The sequence below is a fragment of the Shewanella jiangmenensis genome, from assembly GCF_018596335.1.
GTDB lineage: Bacteria > Pseudomonadota > Gammaproteobacteria > Enterobacterales > Shewanellaceae > Shewanella > Shewanella jiangmenensis.
This window is the reverse complement of sequence record NZ_JAHEPS010000002.1, coordinates 605,020-622,137: the sequence shown is the minus strand read 5'-3', so window position 1 is coordinate 622,137 and position 17,118 is coordinate 605,020. Positions and strand designations below refer to the sequence as shown.

Sequence of the window (17,118 nt, the reverse complement as noted above, 5' to 3'; positions counted from 1 at the left end):
GCGAAATTGTACCCGATTAGTGATGCAATACCAATCTCAACCGATGATAAAGCTAAGGAAGGGTTAAGCGCAGTGCGCTGGCTGAATTCAGGCTTAAGGATAAGGGCCATCGCAGGCCGCGTTAGCTGCGCCGCCGGTGCCGTTAACACTGTTGATTTTGAGGTTATGCGGGCTTAGTCAGGCAATCAGGCGTTATCGACTTGCCAAGCCTTGCCAGGATCACCGGCACAGTTTCACGCTCAAGGGCTCGGGCAAGATGCTTACCAAAGCGCCAACTGATAACGCCGCCCACAAGCGCAAACAGTATGCTGGCGCTATCGGCTCCCAAACCCAGCACTGAGGCTAAATTCAGTTGTACTGCCATAAGCTTACCGAAAAGCGCGCCAAGCAACATGCCAGCGAGCGGCATCAGGTACACCAAAGCCGCAGCCTTGAGCAGGCTGGACTCTGGCAAGCCGAGGCGCAGCAACTCGCCTTCTTCACAGCGTTCGCTGCTGTGAATGGAAAATTGCTGGGTTTTACCGGCAAAGGCACTGGCAATGGCGCCGGTGCCGCAGTTTTCTTTGGCGCTGCAGTGGCCGCAGGCGGTTTTCACCTCAACCTCGACTGTAACCCAACCGGATGGCTCAACCTTCACCACCCGCGCCAGCTCTTCCATCATGACGGATTATCCAGCGTCAGGCTGCGAATGATGCGGCTTAAGGTCGCCATCGGCACCCGGCCAACCGCCACCACTTCAGCATTGCCCACTTTTTCAGTCACCAGCCCAAGGCCGTTGCGGGTCATCAGCTCTTCGGGCATGGGCACACTGCCGGCGCGGCCAACATAGACGGAAATACTGGCGATGCCATCGGTAAGCGCCACATATTCCACCGCTTCCTGCGAGCCCATCAAACGGTGATGGTCGCGGGCGACGATGCGATAGCCCTGGGGCAACCAGCTGAAATTCCAGTTTTGGCCGTCGTGGCGATCGAGCTGATTAACCACAGGTGGCCACTCTTGCTTGGCCGCCTCAACCAGCAACGCGGCTGGCTCCTGCAGTACGATAAGTTCCACCACCATGATTTGCTCAAGCAGCTCTTTCTCGTCGGTCAGCAGCTCATAGCGCAGCGGCAAAAAGGTGTCCATGTCCAGCCACACCTGCAGCGGATAACGGTGGGCATCGGTCGGAATAAAACGGATCAGCTGGCCGGGTCTGCCGGCAATGCGGCTGCGACCACCCAATACAAACTGGTAGCCGGACTCAAGCTCGGCAATATTTCCGGCAAAAATCGCGGGCCACAGTCCCTGAATGCGGTCGGCATTAATGCTGATGGCGGGCTGATCGTGCTCGATAAAGGTCACGGTATTGCCGATACGCACCGCATTTTTGGTCGGGCCGTTCAGGTGCTCCAAAAACGCAACTTCCTGGCCGTTTACCTTGCCGTGCAAATACACCATGGGGCGGATATGGTCGGCCTGCAGATGAATGACCGACATTTTGAACTGTTCTTGATTGAGTGCCCGGCTCATGTTCTCGAGCCAGGCCTTTGCAGAAAGGTCTTCAGCGTGCGCCGGAAGTACCAGGGCCACCAGGGCCAGAAGAATAAAACGCAAGCTTACTCCTTGTTGGGCGTGTAACTGGCCGTGCGCGTTGGCTGGCTCAGCGTTTTACAGGGATGAGAGTCTCCTCTGTATTGTCATCCACAACCACACCACTGTTCAATCTCTGCTGCAACATATGGTCCTGTAAATAGGCATTGATGCGACGGCGCTGCTCCAGCAGTTGCTCGTTGCTGGCCTGATTTTGATTGACCACAGGGCCTGTCTGCAGGCTCACTGGCGTTGCAGTGCCCACCAGCGGACGGGTGTTAAGTACAGGCAGCGGCTGGGTTTCGTCAGCAGTTTGGTAATTCTGCACCCCAACCACGGCTATCAGAGCCACCGCAGCGGCAATGCCGTATTGACCGAGCTGGCGCATAAAGGGCACCACCACGGCGGATTTTTGTGATGCAGCGTCGCTGGAAGCATCGGCTGCCATACTCGCGCTCGCAGCCTTGGGCGCCAGCACAGTCGGCTCAAGCTCAAGTGCCGCCGCAATGCGGGAAGACAAGTCAAGCGGCATCGCCTGAGGCAGTTCGTCGCGCATCGCGTCGCCAATCAGGTGATAGCGCTGCCAGGTGGCATGTGAGCCGGTATCTGCGGCAAGTTCGGCTAAGGTCTGGCGATTGGTTTCGCCATCCACGCTTGCAGATACCCATTCCTGTCCAGTCTTTTCCATTACTCACGTCTCTCTAAAAGATGAAAACCATGACTGATGCGGCCAATGCCCATCAGGATTCCAACAAGGGTTGTAACTTTTTATCTATCACTTCCCGTGCGCGGAAAATCCGTGACCGCACAGTACCCACAGGGCATTCCATAATATTGGCAATATCCTCATAGCTCATACCATCGAGCTCACGCAAGGAAATGGCCATTTTCAACTCTTCGGGCAGCTCTTCCAAGGTCTCAAACACCACGCGTTTGATTTCATCGGACAACATCAGCCGCTCCGGCGAGGCAAACTCCTTGAGGGCATCACTGCCTTCGTAATATTCGGCTTCTTCGGCATCCACATCGTTGGCCGGCGCCCTGCGCCCCTGGGAAACCAGGTAATTTTTAGCCGTGTTTACCGCAATCCGGTACAGCCAGGTATAAAACGCACTCTCGCCACGGAATGTTGCCAGCGCCCGGTATGCCTTGATAAAGGCTTCCTGAGCCACATCGGCCACATCCGCCTGATTACGGATATAACGCGAGATAAGGTTCAACACACGGCTTTGATATCTCAACACCAGCAGGTTGAACGCGTTTTTATCTCCCTGCTGAACCAGTTCTACCAGCTCTTGATCGCTTTTTTGTCCACTCATCCGAGCCGACTTCTCCCAAATCCAACATACTGATTTTTCAGTCGCTCGAATCATAACTATCTATGTAGACCAGCGTTCGAAGAAAAAGTTCTGCGTAAATTCAAAAAATCCCCTGATGGGGCAAGTACAATAAAATGCCAACTTTGTTTATGATAGCGGGACATTTGAACCCGTCATGATACCCGATGAAACAAGCAGTTGAACACCAATCAGATATTCTGGTCATTGGCAGCGGCGCAGCAGGGCTGACGCTGGCGCTCCATCTTGCTGAAAAAGCAAAGGTTACACTCATTTCCAAAGGGCCGCTCAGCGAAGGTTCCACCTTGTATGCCCAGGGCGGCATCGCCTCGGTGTTTGACGAAGGCGACACCATCGAGTCACACGTAGCCGATACCCTGGTTGCCGGTGCTGGCATTTGCGATGAGGCCGTGGTCACATACACTGCCGCCAACGCCAAGGCCGCGATGCAGTGGCTTATTCAGTGTGGCGTGCCCTTTGATAAAGAAGAGCACATCACCAACGAGGCCCAGCCCTATCACCTGACCCGCGAGGGCGGCCACAGCCACAGACGCATACTGCACGCCGCCGACGCCACCGGCAAAGCGGTGCAAACCACGCTGCAGGAACTGGCATCGTCACACCCGAACATTCAGGTGCTTGAGCGCTATAACGCCATCGACCTTATCACCACCCGTAAGCTCGGCCGCCCCGGTAACCGGGTGCTTGGCGCCTACGTTTGGAACCGCGAGCTTGAGCAGGTAGAAACCGTGAAGGCCCGCTTTGTGGCGCTTGCCACCGGCGGCAGCTCCAAGGTGTACCAATATACCTCCAACCCGGACGTCGCCAGCGGTGATGGCATTGCCATGGCATGGCGCGCAGGCTGCCGTGTGGCGAACATGGAATTTAACCAGTTCCATCCCACCTGCCTGTACCATGCCGAAGCACGTAACTTTTTGCTGACCGAGGCCCTGCGCGGTGAAGGCGCCTATTTGCGCCGCCCCGATGGCAGCCGCTTTATGCCGGACTTTGACGAGCGCGCTGAGCTTGCGCCCCGTGACATAGTCGCCCGCGCCATCGACTTTGAAATGAAGCGCCTTGGTGTTGACTGCATGTATCTGGACATCAGCCACAAACCGGCAGACTTCATCATCAAGCACTTCCCGACTATCCACAGTCGCTGCCTCGAACTTGGTCTGGATATCACCAAAGAGCCCATTCCCATCGTGCCGGCCGCCCACTACACCTGTGGCGGGGTGATGACTGACCTGCATGGCCAGACTGACCTTAATGGCCTGTATGCCATCGGCGAAGTGGCCTATACCGGCCTGCACGGCGCCAATCGTCTGGCCAGCAACTCGCTGCTGGAATGTCTGGTATTCGCCCGCGCCGCCGCCGAGGATATTGAAAGCCAGCTAGGGAAAATCGCCCTGCCCGGCCCATTGCCCGCCTGGGATGAAAGCCGGGTTTGTGACTCGGATGAAGAGGTGGTGATTGCCCACAACTGGCACGAACTGCGCCTCTTTATGTGGGACTACGTGGGCATTGTGCGTACCGATAAACGGCTTGAGCGCGCGCTTAGGCGGGTTACCATGCTGCAGCAGGAAATTCAGGAATACTATTCCAACTTCCGCGTCAGCAATAACCTGCTGGAGCTGCGTAACCTGGTACAGGTAGCAGAGCTGATTATCCGCTGTGCCATGGCCCGTAAAGAAAGCCGCGGCTTGCACTGTAACCTCGACCACCCGAACAAGCTCGAGCACTCAGGCCCGACTATTTTGAGTCCGGAGAGTTTAACGCCCGGGCGTTGACGGCAAGCAGCAGCCGGCTCAGGCTGCGATAGTCTGCATCGCTCAGCATATCGGCAAACACCAGGCCCAGACGGCGTTGTCCCTCTGGGCTTTTTATTTGCATCACGCATAAAAGCGGCGTTACCCGCGCGCTCAGCACATCACTGCTTTGCTGACGCCCATCCGGCGCAGCATCAATCAGCTCGCCCTGTGCAGTTAAGCCAAATTGCCAATGCCATGTGCGAAGCTTAAACAGCAAGCCAATGAAATACAGACAAATAACAAGCGCTGTGACTATCTTAAGCGCGGAAAAAACGGGGGTAAGGTAGGCAGGCCAGGCCAACAGGCTGGTCATAAAGAAGGCCCAAAGGATCGCTACAGCAAGGTATTGATCCCTTGAGGCTGTCACGGAAAATCTATGGCGCCTCGCGTCCACGGACGGTGACCACCATGGCGGCAAGCTCAGGATCGGCGCACTTTTCGTGGCCCATAAACCAGGCGAACAGCTCCGGATCTTCGCACTCAAGCAAACGCACGAACACAGCCTTGTCCTTGTCGCTCAGCGTTTCGTAGTGATTTTCCACAAAGGGCTGAAACAGCACGTCCAGCTCCAGCATGCCGCGGCGGCATGCCCAGCGAACCCGCGGGGTACTCATAAGATCTGACACGTTTTTACTTCCTGTTGCTCGCAAAAAACCGCGCTAAGTCTAGCAGGCTTGACCTCGGTGTGGCCAGCGCTCAGAAGCTTTGCACCTGTCTGTCTTTACCATGGAACAGATCGGAAAAATCCGTTTCAAGCAACCTTTTAACCGCCGGATGCTGGATCATCCGCTCGGCAAACATCACATGGTACTCTTCGCGAATATCCAGGGTTTCACCAAGCAGACACATGCCGTGGCCAAGAATATCCTGCTTGTAAATCGATGGCGCCACAAAAATGCCCTTACCAAAATAGCCAAAGGCCTTCATCATGGCCGCATCATCAAACTCGCCAAGGATACCGACACTGAGATTTTTTTCGGCAAACCAGCGATGCAACTGCTGCCCAAGGCTGGTGCGCTTGCCGGGGATAAGCAATTTATCCTCCTCCAGACAGGCCGGAAATGGCTTGCTGTATTGCCGCGATGAGAAAAAACTTACCCCGCACTCACCAAGCTTTTTCGAGAGGATTTCGGGATATTTAAGCGATTCGCCGGCGCAATCCGACAAAATCATATCCAGTTTATGCTCACGCAAACGGCCAATCAGGCTCTCGTGGGTCGCCTCATAGCAGGCAAGGTGCATACTACCATCGGTGGGCAGCACACTGAGTAATACCCGGCTCGACAACGCCTTAGAGAGCGCATCGGCAATGCCGACCTCAAACAGCATAGAGGCATCTTTACGATAGTTGAGGATATCCAGAAGCTCATAGCTTAAGTTGAACATCTTGTCGGCATAGCGGTAAACCAACTCACCCAGATCCGTCGGCTCAAGCTGACGCCCTACCCGCTTGAACAGCGCCCCGCCAAGACGTTCTTCCAGAGCCCTTATCTGGCCTGTGACGGTTTGCGGGGTGAGGCACAGGGCCTCGGCGGCTTTGACCACCGAGCCCTTGCTTTGCACCATCCAGAAATAGTACAGATGGTTATAGTTAAGATGCTGCATAAGGATGGCTACAGCCTTACTTGAGTCGCTGGCAGTCGAGCAGGCTGTACATCGCCTGGGCAAGTCCTTCCTGATCTTTCACTTCGCCTGAGCCAAGTGCTTCGGTCAGACCTTCCACCAACACATCCCGGTCGGGGATGCGATCAACGCAGTAACGGCGGTTGGCATCCTGGAAACGCTTGCCACCACGATACTTGAGTGCGCGGCTCTCAAACCCATTGGATTCAGGCCGGGCGCCGAGGGCACTGGTTTTATACATCAGCGCGCCGTCGACCACGCCATCAAGATAGCTTTGGCACTCGGTGCTGCGATTATCCTTAAGGCACACATCAAGCGGTGATGCCATCGACAGCATTGGCAGCGACAGCAGCGCCGCGCCACAGATCCATTTCAGCTTCATACCTTTTCTCCTGCTGGTGGCAGTACTTTGGACAGCCAGAAATAACCAATTACAGCGGCGAACAGGGAACCGAGCAAAATACCGAGACGGGCCAGATCGCCATAGGCCTCCGCGCTCTGCTCAAACGCCAGTGACGAGATGAACATCGACATGGTAAAGCCGATACCGCACATCACAGCCACAGGGGCAATTTGTCTCCAGCCAATGCCGGGGGGCAGCTCAGCCAAACGCAGTTTTACCGCGATAAAGCTGAACACCAACACACCGATGGGCTTACCCAGCAGCAGACCCAGCGCAATACCCACAGGCACAGGCGACATCAGGCTGTCGATGCTCATGTTGCCAAGCGGCACGCCGGCGTTGGCAAAGGCAAACACAGGCAGAATCAGGAAGTTACTCCAGGGGTGCAGGCTGTGCTCTAGGTGCTCTGAAGGCGAGCTGCCATCTTTGGCCCGCAGCGGAATACAAAACGCAATCACCACACCGGCCAACGTCGCATGGACACCGGATTTAAGCACCGCAATCCAGAGAATAAGGCCAAGCACCCCGTAAGGCGTCAGCGCCGTTACGCCTTTGCGGTTTAGCGCCACGAGCCCCGTTACGGCAATGGCCGCAATAATCAGGCTCAGCATCGACAGATCGGTACTGTAGAACAGCGCGATAATCACGATTACGCCAAGGTCGTCGATGATGGCGAGCGCCAGCAAAAACACCTTCAGCGCAACCGGTACCCGCTTGCCAAGCAGCGCCATAACCCCAAGGGCAAAGGCAATATCGGTGGCAGCAGGAATAGCCCAACCCACCTTGGTGGCAGGATCGGCATAGTTAAAGAAGAGATAAATTGCCGCCGGCACCAGCATACCGCCGATGGCGGCGAAGGTCGGCAGCGACGCCTTGGACGGGCTCGACAGTGCACCTTCCAGCAGCTCTCGTTTAACTTCAAGGCCGATAAGCAGGAAGAACAGCGCCATCAAGCCATCGTTGATCCACAGCAGCAGTGGCTTATTGATATCCAACGCACCAAAACGTACCTGCATCGGGGTATCCAAAAACCCCTGGTACAAACCGGAAAGCGGTGAGTTGGCGAGCAACATAGCCAGAGCGACCGAAACAAGCAGCAAAATGCCACCGGCCGACTCCTGGCTCAAAAAATTACGAATAGCCTTTTCCATTTCGTTACTCCCAAAAAAATCTTATGACTTGAGTGTAGCGAAATCAGATTATCAAACATAATCGTAAGTTTCTGCCTGACACCTCGAAATAACCGAGGTATCAGACGAAAGTTTACTCAATCAGATAGCGACTGGCGCTTTGATGTGCGGATGCGGGTCGTAATTCGAAAGTTCGAAGTCTTCAAAGCGGTAATCAAAGATGGATTCAGGGCGACGCAAAATGGTCATAGTCGGCAGCGGGCGCGGCTCGCGCGTGAGTTGCTGCGCAGTTTGTTCCATGTGATTGCTGTAAAGATGGGTATCACCACCGGTCCAGACAAAATCCCCCAGCGCCAAATCGCACTGCTGCGCCACCATCATGGTCAGCAGCGCGTAGCTTGCGATATTGAAAGGTAAACCGAGGAATACATCGCAGGAGCGCTGATACAGCTGGCAACTGAGTTTGCCGTCGGCCACATAAAACTGGAAAAACGCATGGCAAGGCGCCAGCGCCATTTTATTGAGTTCACCCACGTTCCAGGCAGAGACAATCAAACGGCGGGAATCGGGATTGGACTTAATCTGCGCTATCACTTCACTTATCTGGTCGACATGGCGACCATCGGGCGTTGGCCAGCTGCGCCACTGGGCACCATACACAGGGCCAAGGTTGCCGCTTTCATCGGCCCACTCATCCCAGATACTCACTTTGTTTTGCTGCAGGTAGGCGATATTGGTGTCGCCTTTCAAAAACCACAGCAGTTCATGGATGATGGAGCGCAGGTGGCATTTCTTGGTAGTGACCAGCGGAAAGCCTTCACTGAGATCAAAGCGCATCTGATAACCAAACACCGAGCGGGTACCAGTGCCGGTACGGTCACTCTTGTCGGTGCCCTTATCGAGAATGTGCTGCATTAAGTCGAGATATTGCTTCATCCACGCGCTTCCTGTTTACGCAAAATCAGATACAGACCGAAAATAATCATCGGCAACGACAGTATTTGGCCCATGGTGATAAAACCAAGGTACAAACCGAGGTGCGCATCGGGCTCACGCACGGTTTCAACCAGAATACGGAAAACACCGTAACCGAGCAGGAACATACCGGACACGGCACCCACCTTGGTGGTGCGCTTGGAGAACCACCACAGCAGCAGGTACAGGGCTACGCCTTCGAGTGCAAACTGATACAGCTGCGATGGATGGCGCGGATCCGGTCCGCCGGTGGGAAACACCATGGCCCAGGGCACATCCGACACCCGGCCCCACAGCTCGCCATTGATAAAGTTGCCGATGCGGCCGGCACCAAGACCAATAGGCACGACCGGCGCCACCATGTCAGCCACTGCAAAAAACGTCCGTTTCTGGCGCCAGGCAATATAGGCCATGGCGGTGATAACCCCGATAAGGCCGCCGTGGAACGACATGCCGCCTTCGGACACCTTAAAGAGATACATGGGGTTGGCGAGGAACAAATCGAAGTGATAGAAGAGCACATAGCCGATACGGCCGCCCAGCACCACGCCAAGGAACCCGTAGAACAAAAGGTCTGATACCTGCTCACGGCTCCACAGCCCATTTGAGCGGTCGGCTTTACGATTCAACAGCCACAGCGCCGCCATAAATCCCACCAGGTACATAAAACCGTACCAGCGCAGCGCAGGTTCAAAGGTGTTGCCAAACAGCTCAAACGGGCCGAGTTTGACAATAATCGGGTCGATATCTGGGAAAGTTAACGCCATAAGGTTTCCGAAAGTTCCTTTAAAAACATCAGCCGAGCACCAGTTTGATGCCGATGACTGTCAGTAGCAGCGCAAAAATCTTTTTAAGCAGCGCGGTTGGCCAACTGCTGGCCGCCCGGGCGCCAAGCGGTGCCGTAAGCATTGAGGTGCAGACAATACCAAAGAGTGCCGGCAAATACACGTAGCCCAGGGTGAATTCAGGCATGCCGGACGCATTCCAGCCGGCAAGCACGTAGCTTAAGCTGCCCGACAGCGCGATAAGAAGACCGGTACCGGCCGACACACCCACCGCGGTGCGCATGGCAATACCGAAAAAGGTCAGTAGCGGCACCAGCAGCACGCCACCGCCAATGCCCATCAGCCCCGCCACCAGTGCAATCAAGGCCACCATCACAAACAAGGGCAGTGTCGATGGCAGCGCGCGATTGGATTCTGTCTTGACCGGATAGGCCATATGAATCGCCATCAGGATAACGAAAATGGCGAACACTTGCTTAAGGTGGGCTGCGGCAATCCGCTCGGCGATAAAGCCAGAGGCAAGCGCGCCCACCAATACTGCCGGTGCCAGCAGTTTAAGCAGTGACCAGTCGATATTGCCGCGGCCATGGTGAGCCCGGGCGGAAGATAAAGAGGTCAGAATAATTGCCGACAATGAGGTCGCAATCGCCACATGGGGCAAAAAGTCAGCGTCAAAGCCGACCTTGGGCAGCAGATACAGCAGCGCCGGCACTATCATCAAACCGCCGCCAATGCCAAGAAGCCCGGCCATAAAGCCGACAAAAGCCCCCAGCAGCACACACCAGCCTATTACCCACAGCACTTGTTCCACTGAACCAACCTTTTGTTATTCTGATGGCCCGCGGTTTAACATCAGGGCCGCTCGCGGGTTAAACACTCTTTCCGGATTTCCGGTATCAGCCAAGAATAGACGCAAGCTCACGGCTGCTTAAAAACTCCCGCACCAGCTCGCGGGCATCCTGACCGTTGGACATTTGCAGCACCAAATCCAGAAGCTGCTCAAGCTCCCTGCGCTCAACCCTTCTGAGCAAGTAGTTGATTTTGGCAAGGCTCGCCTGGTTCATCGACAGCTGGGTGTAACCCATGGCCACCAGCAGCAGAGCGCCCATCGGCTCGCCGGCAAGCTCGCCGCACACGCTCACCTCGAGCTGATAATCACTGCATTCCTTGAGCGCACGGCGCAGCGCCCGCAATATGCCAGGATGGAATGAATCAAACAGACCGCTGACGCGGGGGTTGTTCCTGTCCACCGCCAGCAAATACTGGGTCAGGTCGTTACTGCCCACAGAGACAAAATCGACCCGCTTGGCCACTTCATCGAGCTGAAACAGCAGCGCCGGCACTTCCAGCATCACCCCAATCGGCGGCCGCTTAAGGGCGGGATTTACATCGGCCTTAAGCTCGTTGAAGGCCTGGTCGAGGTACAAAAGCGCCTCGTCTATCTCATCTATGCTGCTGACCATGGGCAACAGAATTTTAAGTTTGTCGCTGTCGCCTGCGGCCTGCATCATGGCCCGCAGCTGCACCAGAAACAGCTCAGGATGGTCCAGCGACAAGCGAATGCCACGCCAGCCAAGGAAGGGGTTTTCTTCAGAAATCGGGAAATACGGCAGCGGCTTATCGCCGCCCACATCCAGGGTGCGCATCACCACAGGTTTGCCTTCGGCCGACTGCAGCACCGACTGATACACCTTGATTTGCTCAGACTCGCTGGGAAAGCGCTGCTGCAACATAAAGGGGATTTCGGTGCGGTACAGGCCAATGCCGTCGGCGCCTTCGGCGATATCGGTGGCTACGCCGCTCATCAGTCCGGCGTTGAGATACAAATGAATCCGATGGCCGTCCAGCGTCAGCGCAGGCTCCTTGAGCTCTTCGGCATACTGGCGCGCCATGGCTTTTTGCGCGCTGAGAAGATTGCGGTACTCATCCACCACCGACGGCGATGGCGATACCATCAATAATCCGCGGCCAGCGTTGAGAATAAGCAGCTTTTTATCAAGCTCGGCCTGCAGCACCTGCTCCACGCCTATCATGGCGGGCACCCCGAGGGCGCGTGCAAGAATTGCCGCGTGGGCATTTACCCCGCCAAGTTCGGTGACAATACCGGCAAGCTTCTGGCGCGGAAACTCCGCCAGCATGCTGGTGTCGGCTTCACGGGTCACCAGAATAACCGGCTTGTCTGGATCGAGATTCATCCGCCCGGGCTCAATCAGCTGGCGCAATACCCGCTGGCCAAGGTCGCGGATATCACTCGCCCGCTCCCGAAGGTACGCATCGTCCATGGCCTCAAACTGAGCCACATACCGAAGCGACACCCGGCTCACCGCCGATTCGGCGCTCCAGCCGAGGCGCACCTCACGAAGGTAATCACCGCCAAGGCTTTCATCGTCGAGCAGGGTTTGCAGCGCAAGGAATATCGAGCTGAGCTCTTCGTCCTGATCGCCTTCGAAGCGCTGCGCCAATGCCAGCAGAGCATCCTGACTGCGGCCAATGGCCTGACGCAGTCGCTGCGCTTCGGCATCGATATCGGTGCCAGTAACTTCAGGCTGGCTCAGGGAAATTTCACCGCCTATCACCAGCGCATGGGCAATCGCCACACCGCTGGAGGCGCAGGTGCCGTGAAATAACACCTGTGAATCGACGGAATGAACTTCGGCGCGCCGCTTAAGGCCGCGAATGGCCATGGCAAGCTGAGCGGCCAGGGTCATCAGGAAAGCTTCTTCGCCTTCATTAAACTGACGGGCCTTGGCCTGCTGCACCACAATTACGCCAAGGAGTTGCTTTTGATAAATAATCGGCGCCGCAAGGAAGGCGCGATATTCATCTTCATTGGCTTCGGGAAAGAGTTTAAAGCGGGGATGGAGGTGCGCATCGGCAAGGTTGATGGCTTCTTCGCGCTCGGCGACCAGGCCAACAAGGCCTTCACTCATCGGCATGCGCACCCGCCCGACGGCACTTTTTTCAAGACCGTCGGTAGCGGACAGCACCAGCAGTTGCTGCTCAAGGATATACACAGAGCAACAATCGGTTTCCATGGCCGATTTGGTCTGAATAACCAAGGATTCCAGCGCCAGCTCCAGGGTATGGGCCGACGCAACCGATTGAGTAATATCCCTGAGTGTATTAAGCACCGCCGTCCTCCCCCGATGTTGGCGCGCGTTGTTACCTGTCTCTGCCTTTATTGCGCTTGCTGGTGCGCAGCGGCTCACGGGCCTGCAGCGCCAGCGCAACCGGGGCAAATTCTTTCATCACCTTGCGATACACGTCCCGCTTGAACGACACCACCTGCCGCACCGGATACCAATAGCTTACCCAACGCCAGTCATCAAACTCAGGATGGCCGGACGAATTGAGATTAATGGCATTTTCACCGCCTTTGAGCATCAGCAAAAACCACTTTTGTTTTTGTCCGATACACACAGGCTTGGTGTCCTGACGCACCAGGCGTTTTGGCAACCGATAACGCAACCATGAGCGGGTTGAAGTCAGGATTTGCACATGCTCTGGCCTGAGTCCAACCTCTTCATAAAGCTCACGGTACATGGCGTCTTCTGCCGATTCGCCGTCGTCTAACCCACCCTGTGGAAATTGCCACGAATGCTGGCCAAAACGTCTGGCCCACATAACCTGCCCTTCGGCGTTACAGATGATGATGCCCACATTTGCTCGAAAGCCGTCGCTATCAATCACATGGACTCCAAAATACCCAAATTGTAATGAAAGGATTGTTTCACAAACCCAAGCTGGCGGCAAACCCCTATTTGCCCCTCAGCGTTGGATAAATCTAAGCCCTTTTTATGATTATCAACAGCCCAAGGAAGCATCAGCCGATGATATCCACAAAAACTGTGGATATGTCTGTAGGCAAGTCGAGGGAACTGGTGGAAATGCTCAATAATGCCGCAGAACGGGATCGATCACAAAAAACACGATCAGATAGCTAATCTTTGTTTTAAAAGGATTTAAATTAATGCCAGACTGTCAGAAAAGGATTCCCGCTCAGATCGAACAAAAAAAAACCAAGATCAATTACTCACCAACCGCGTCTAATTTCCACGCAGTTTTATACACAAGCCCGGTGGATTTTGCCCCTGTAACCCCAAAAAATTCCACCAATTATCGGTTGACTCCCCTGCCATACTGGGGTATTGCGGCTAAATTTATTCAGTTATCCCACAAATCTGTGGATAAATTTGTGAGGAATCGCGGGGAAATACGCGGGTAACTTTTCATAACCGCCGAAACTGTAAATCGTACTCATACAAAAATCATTATTATCAACACGTTAAATAGATAAATTATCAAAAAATTTATCCACCGACCGTGACTGAACAAAAAACAACCAGGATTGATCTTATCCCCAAAGGGCGTAAACTCGCGCCCATGAACTATCCAAGCCCCCCCGAAAGCCTTGATGAATTGCTAAGCCGCGCCCGCGCCATGGCTGGGTTATCCCTTGGTCAGCTGGCTCTTGGCCTGGGCTGGGATGTGCCGCCTGACCTTAAGCGGGATAAAGGCTGGATAGGACAACTGATAGAGCAGGAGCTTGGCGCCACCGCTGGCTCCCGACCTGAGCAGGATTTTCTGCATCTGGGGGTTGAGCTTAAAACCATCCCCATCGATCGCACCGGTAAGCCGCTTGAGACCACCTATGTGTGCGTGGCGCCGCTGATGGATACCGGCGGACTTACCTGGCAGCAGAGCCTGGTGAAACATAAGCTTGAGCGGGTACTGTGGATCCCGGTGGAAGGCGAGCGCGATATTCCGCTGGCACAGCGGCGTATCGGCAGCCCAATCCTGTGGCAGCCCGATGAAGCCGAGCTTGCGCTCCTTCGCCAGGACTGGGAAGAAATCCTTGAGTTTATCGCCCTGGGTAAGGTCAGCAGCCTCACGGCTCGCCACGGCGAAGTGCTGCAGCTGCGACCAAAAGCCGCCAATGCGGCAGCCAAAACCGAGTGTATTTTGGAAGATGGCAGTGTAGGGCTTACCAATCCACGGGGCTTTTACCTGAAAATCCCCTTCACCCATGCCATTTTGCGCCGTGCATTTGCGCTGTGACGGTGAGCACAGGCGCCATATCTTGGCGGCGCTTGATTCAGATCACGCTTAGGGCTGGTAATGAGGCACGGGTTTTCTATACACTACCTCATTCGTTGTAATCCCTCTTTTTACGGATATTGAAGCTGCAGTGAGAGCAAGTCGTCAGGCAAAAAAGCTGTTGTTTGCCATTTTGGCATGGACAATAGCCATGGCAGCCTTTGTTTTCTTCCGCTATGCCCAAACCCAGGATCTTCCACAATGGGCGGTGGGCAGTGGCGATCTGGCGACCCTTGCCGTTTACATGGGGATCATTTTTGGCAGCCTGCACTGGATGTCGAATCTGATTGCCGATTTCAGCGCCATTAACCGTCTGCCTTATTTATTCTCGGTACTGTTTAAAGGGCTGTTTTTGCTGCTTGGGGCAACGACCCTCGCCTATATGACCCAGTTTTTGAACATGTGGGCCATCGAAAACCACATGACAACCCTGCGGCAAATGCTCACAGTGCACGTGTTGTACAGCCCATCGTTTCAGGCGTTGATTGTGTATCTGGTGGTGGTGCGCTTAGGTCTTGCCTTTATCGAGCAAATGGCGCTGCTGGTTGGCCCGCGGGTACTGCTCAATATTGGTCTTGGCAAGTATCACAAACCCAGATACGAGCAGCGGCTGTTTTTGTATCTGGACATGGTTGCCAGCACCACCCATGCCGAATCCTTAGGCGATTACCGCTTCAGCCGCCTTATTCAGGACAGCTTCAGTCTGCTGTCAGACACAGTGGCCAGCAACGAAGCCGAGATCTACCGCTACATGGGCGATGCGGTGCTTATTCACTGGCCGCTGCATGAAGGCATCAAACGCGATCGCTGTATGAACATCTATTGGGAATTCAGCCAGCAGCTTAACTGGCAACGGCAGTACTTTGAGGAACATTACGGTTTTGTGCCCAAGTTCAAGGCAGCGGCCCATTGCGGCCAGGTGGTGGCAGCTGTGGTTGGGGTGCAAAAGCAGGAAATCAGTTTCTTCAGTGATGTGCTGAACACCCTCGCCCGGCTGCAGGATCAGTGCAACCCACTGGGTCAGCGGATGCTTATCTCTGGCGCACTCGCCAATCGGCTGGAAAATGATGACAGCGATTATGTGCTCTCGCCTCTGGGTCCGGTTAAACTCAAAGGCAAACAGCATTCCATTGAAGTGTATGGCGTTACGCCAAGGCAAGGCGGTTAAACCTGCCGAGGCGCTGCGCCTGCTTGCTCTGAAGCTCAGCTGCCCTTAAGCAACTTTTCGATTTCCAGCCCCAGCGTCCGGAAGGTGCGGATACGGCTCGTGGTTTGACGCCACACCAGGCCGATGTCGCGATACGGGGCATTGCCCGGCGGGTCAATTACCTTAAGTTCGGTGTCGTTCAAAATGCCGGCGTCAATCGCCATCTGCGGCAAAAAGGTGGTACCGAGCTTACTGTCTACCATCTGCACCAAAGTGTGCAAACTGGTTGCGGCGAACGGGTTAATCTTGTTGGTATCGCCAAGCTGACAGGCGCTGATGGCATGGCCGGTAATACAATGCTCTGACTGCAAAAGGAAAATACTTTCATCCGGCAGCGCCTGATAATCCACCGGCTGGTGGATGTCGTGTGACAAATCCTGATGCATTACCATCTTGAATGGGTCAACGCCCACTTTCATGCTGTGAAAGCCGCTGGTATCCACCGGCAACGCCAGCAGCAATAAATCCAGCTCACCTTTACCCAGCGCATCAAGCAGCCGCTCTGTGGTGTCTTCTTTGAGTAAAAGCACCAGCTCGGGGTAGTTTTTCTGGCAGTGTCTTACAACACGGCTTAACAAAAATGGCGCTATGGTCGGAATGCAGCCAAGGCGAATTTCACCTGTCATGGGCGCGCCCTGATTGCGCACCAGCTCCACCAAGTCGTCAACGTCAGTCAGGATTTTACGGCAGCGGCCGACCACCTCTTCACCGACAGCGGTAAACATAAATGACTTATGATCCCGCTCAATCAACTGGTGCCCCAGTTGCTCTTCGAGGTTCTGGATCCCGCTTGAGAGCGTGGACTGACTGACGTTACAGACCTTAGCCGCTCGGTTAAAGTTCTGTTCCTGATGAAGATTTACCAAATAATACAGGTTTTTAAGGCTGGGAAGGTGTTTCATTTTATCGATTACCACCACGACAATGAATAGAAACTACCAGTTACTTTAACACAGCTGCCGACAGTTGCACCAAGCTCAATGAGCTTATGTGAGCCATCTCCAGCTATAGCACGAAGCCAAACCCACATTGCGCTTTCCCAACTGCGCGCCATTGAGGGCATTCAGTAAAAACCGCTGCGGATCCTGAATCAAAAATCCGCCGCCCAAAATAACAAAGCCCGCTTTTGCACAGGGCAGAAGCGGGCTTTATTGTTTTGGGATTGTTCTGGGCGATTT

At 54.8% G+C, this 17,118-nt stretch carries 18 protein-coding genes; 3 read left to right on the top strand and 15 right to left on the bottom strand.

Translation table 11 applies throughout. The annotated features are described in order from the left end of the window. Window positions 1–163: 163 nt before the first annotated feature. Genes KJI95_RS08170 through rpoE form a run of 4 tightly spaced genes read right to left on the bottom strand, consistent with a single transcriptional unit; the run spans window position 164 to window position 2,891 of the window. Window positions 164–661, bottom strand: coding sequence for a SoxR reducing system RseC family protein (locus KJI95_RS08170; RefSeq protein ID WP_214506679.1), 498 nt, complete (start codon window positions 659–661; stop codon window positions 164–166). Further along, window positions 658–1,596, bottom strand: coding sequence for a MucB/RseB C-terminal domain-containing protein (locus KJI95_RS08165; RefSeq protein WP_214506678.1), 939 nt, complete (start codon window positions 1,594–1,596; stop codon window positions 658–660). Before KJI95_RS08165 ends, KJI95_RS08170 begins: the two co-directional genes overlap by 4 nt. A 46-nt stretch (window positions 1,597–1,642) precedes the next feature. After that, window positions 1,643–2,260 carry a sigma-E factor negative regulatory protein gene (locus KJI95_RS08160; RefSeq protein WP_214506677.1) on the bottom strand — a complete coding sequence of 206 codons (618 nt, stop codon included), beginning with the start codon at window positions 2,258–2,260 and terminating at the stop codon, window positions 1,643–1,645. A gap of 52 nt (window positions 2,261–2,312) precedes the next feature. Beyond that, window positions 2,313–2,891, bottom strand: a complete 579-nt coding sequence (gene rpoE / locus KJI95_RS08155; RefSeq protein WP_214506676.1) for an RNA polymerase sigma factor RpoE — start codon at window positions 2,889–2,891, stop codon at window positions 2,313–2,315. Between the two features lie 185 nt (window positions 2,892–3,076). On the opposite strand from rpoE, the gene nadB reads away from it, so the two are divergent. Beyond that, window positions 3,077–4,699, top strand: a complete 1,623-nt coding sequence (gene nadB, locus KJI95_RS08150) for an L-aspartate oxidase (protein WP_214506675.1) — start codon at window positions 3,077–3,079, stop codon at window positions 4,697–4,699. Here the strand turns inward: nadB and KJI95_RS08145 are convergent. From KJI95_RS08145 to rppH, 10 genes are all read right to left on the bottom strand, one after another. Next, window positions 4,662–5,087, bottom strand: a complete 426-nt coding sequence (locus KJI95_RS08145; protein WP_349356716.1) for a protein YgfX — start codon at window positions 5,085–5,087, stop codon at window positions 4,662–4,664. The genes nadB and KJI95_RS08145 overlap by 38 nt on opposite strands. A gap of 7 nt (window positions 5,088–5,094) precedes the next feature. After that, entirely contained in the window at window positions 5,095–5,334 is a 240-nt protein-coding gene (locus KJI95_RS08140) for an FAD assembly factor SdhE (protein ID WP_214506830.1), read from the bottom strand. Between the two features lie 82 nt (window positions 5,335–5,416). Beyond that, window positions 5,417–6,325 carry a transcriptional activator NhaR gene (nhaR, locus tag KJI95_RS08135; RefSeq protein WP_214506673.1) on the bottom strand — a complete coding sequence of 303 codons (909 nt, stop codon included), beginning with the start codon at window positions 6,323–6,325 and terminating at the stop codon, window positions 5,417–5,419. 16 nt (window positions 6,326–6,341) lie between these two features. Further along, complete coding sequence (locus tag KJI95_RS08130) at window positions 6,342–6,725, bottom strand: hypothetical protein (protein ID WP_214506672.1); 384 nt, start codon at window positions 6,723–6,725, stop codon at window positions 6,342–6,344. After that, on the bottom strand, window positions 6,722–7,897 hold the full coding sequence (gene nhaA, locus KJI95_RS08125; RefSeq protein ID WP_214506671.1) for a Na+/H+ antiporter NhaA: 1,176 nt from the start codon (window positions 7,895–7,897) through the stop codon (window positions 6,722–6,724). Before nhaA ends, KJI95_RS08130 begins: the two co-directional genes overlap by 4 nt. A gap of 120 nt (window positions 7,898–8,017) precedes the next feature. Further along, entirely contained in the window at window positions 8,018–8,812 is a 795-nt protein-coding gene (thyA, locus tag KJI95_RS08120; RefSeq protein ID WP_214506670.1) for a thymidylate synthase, read from the bottom strand. Continuing rightward, a complete protein-coding gene (lgt, locus tag KJI95_RS08115; protein ID WP_214506669.1) occupies window positions 8,809–9,618 on the bottom strand; it encodes a prolipoprotein diacylglyceryl transferase in 810 nt (269 codons plus the stop codon). Before lgt ends, thyA begins: the two co-directional genes overlap by 4 nt. A gap of 28 nt (window positions 9,619–9,646) precedes the next feature. Further along, the gene (locus KJI95_RS08110; RefSeq protein WP_214506668.1) at window positions 9,647–10,447 is read right to left on the bottom strand and encodes a sulfite exporter TauE/SafE family protein; all 801 of its coding nucleotides are present in this window, start codon (window positions 10,445–10,447) and stop codon (window positions 9,647–9,649) included. An 85-nt stretch (window positions 10,448–10,532) separates the two neighbouring features. Further along, window positions 10,533–12,767 carry a phosphoenolpyruvate--protein phosphotransferase gene (gene ptsP / locus KJI95_RS08105; protein ID WP_214506667.1) on the bottom strand — a complete coding sequence of 745 codons (2,235 nt, stop codon included), beginning with the start codon at window positions 12,765–12,767 and terminating at the stop codon, window positions 10,533–10,535. Window positions 12,768–12,798: 31 nt separating this feature from the next. Beyond that, window positions 12,799–13,326, bottom strand: a complete 528-nt coding sequence (rppH, locus tag KJI95_RS08100) for an RNA pyrophosphohydrolase (protein ID WP_214506666.1) — start codon at window positions 13,324–13,326, stop codon at window positions 12,799–12,801. A 693-nt stretch (window positions 13,327–14,019) separates the two neighbouring features. On the opposite strand from rppH, the gene mutH reads away from it, so the two are divergent. Together mutH and KJI95_RS08090 are read left to right on the top strand one after the other, a co-directional pair. Next, a complete protein-coding gene (gene mutH / locus KJI95_RS08095) occupies window positions 14,020–14,694 on the top strand; it encodes a DNA mismatch repair endonuclease MutH (RefSeq protein ID WP_214506665.1) in 675 nt (224 codons plus the stop codon). 130 nt (window positions 14,695–14,824) lie between these two features. After that, complete coding sequence (locus KJI95_RS08090) at window positions 14,825–15,901, top strand: adenylate/guanylate cyclase domain-containing protein (RefSeq protein ID WP_214506664.1); 1,077 nt, start codon at window positions 14,825–14,827, stop codon at window positions 15,899–15,901. A gap of 35 nt (window positions 15,902–15,936) precedes the next feature. Here the strand turns inward: KJI95_RS08090 and oxyR are convergent, their stop codons facing one another. Then, window positions 15,937–16,842, bottom strand: coding sequence for a hydrogen peroxide-inducible genes transcriptional activator OxyR (gene oxyR, locus KJI95_RS08085; RefSeq protein WP_214506663.1), 906 nt, complete (start codon window positions 16,840–16,842; stop codon window positions 15,937–15,939). Between the last annotated feature and the right edge of the window lie 276 nt (window positions 16,843–17,118).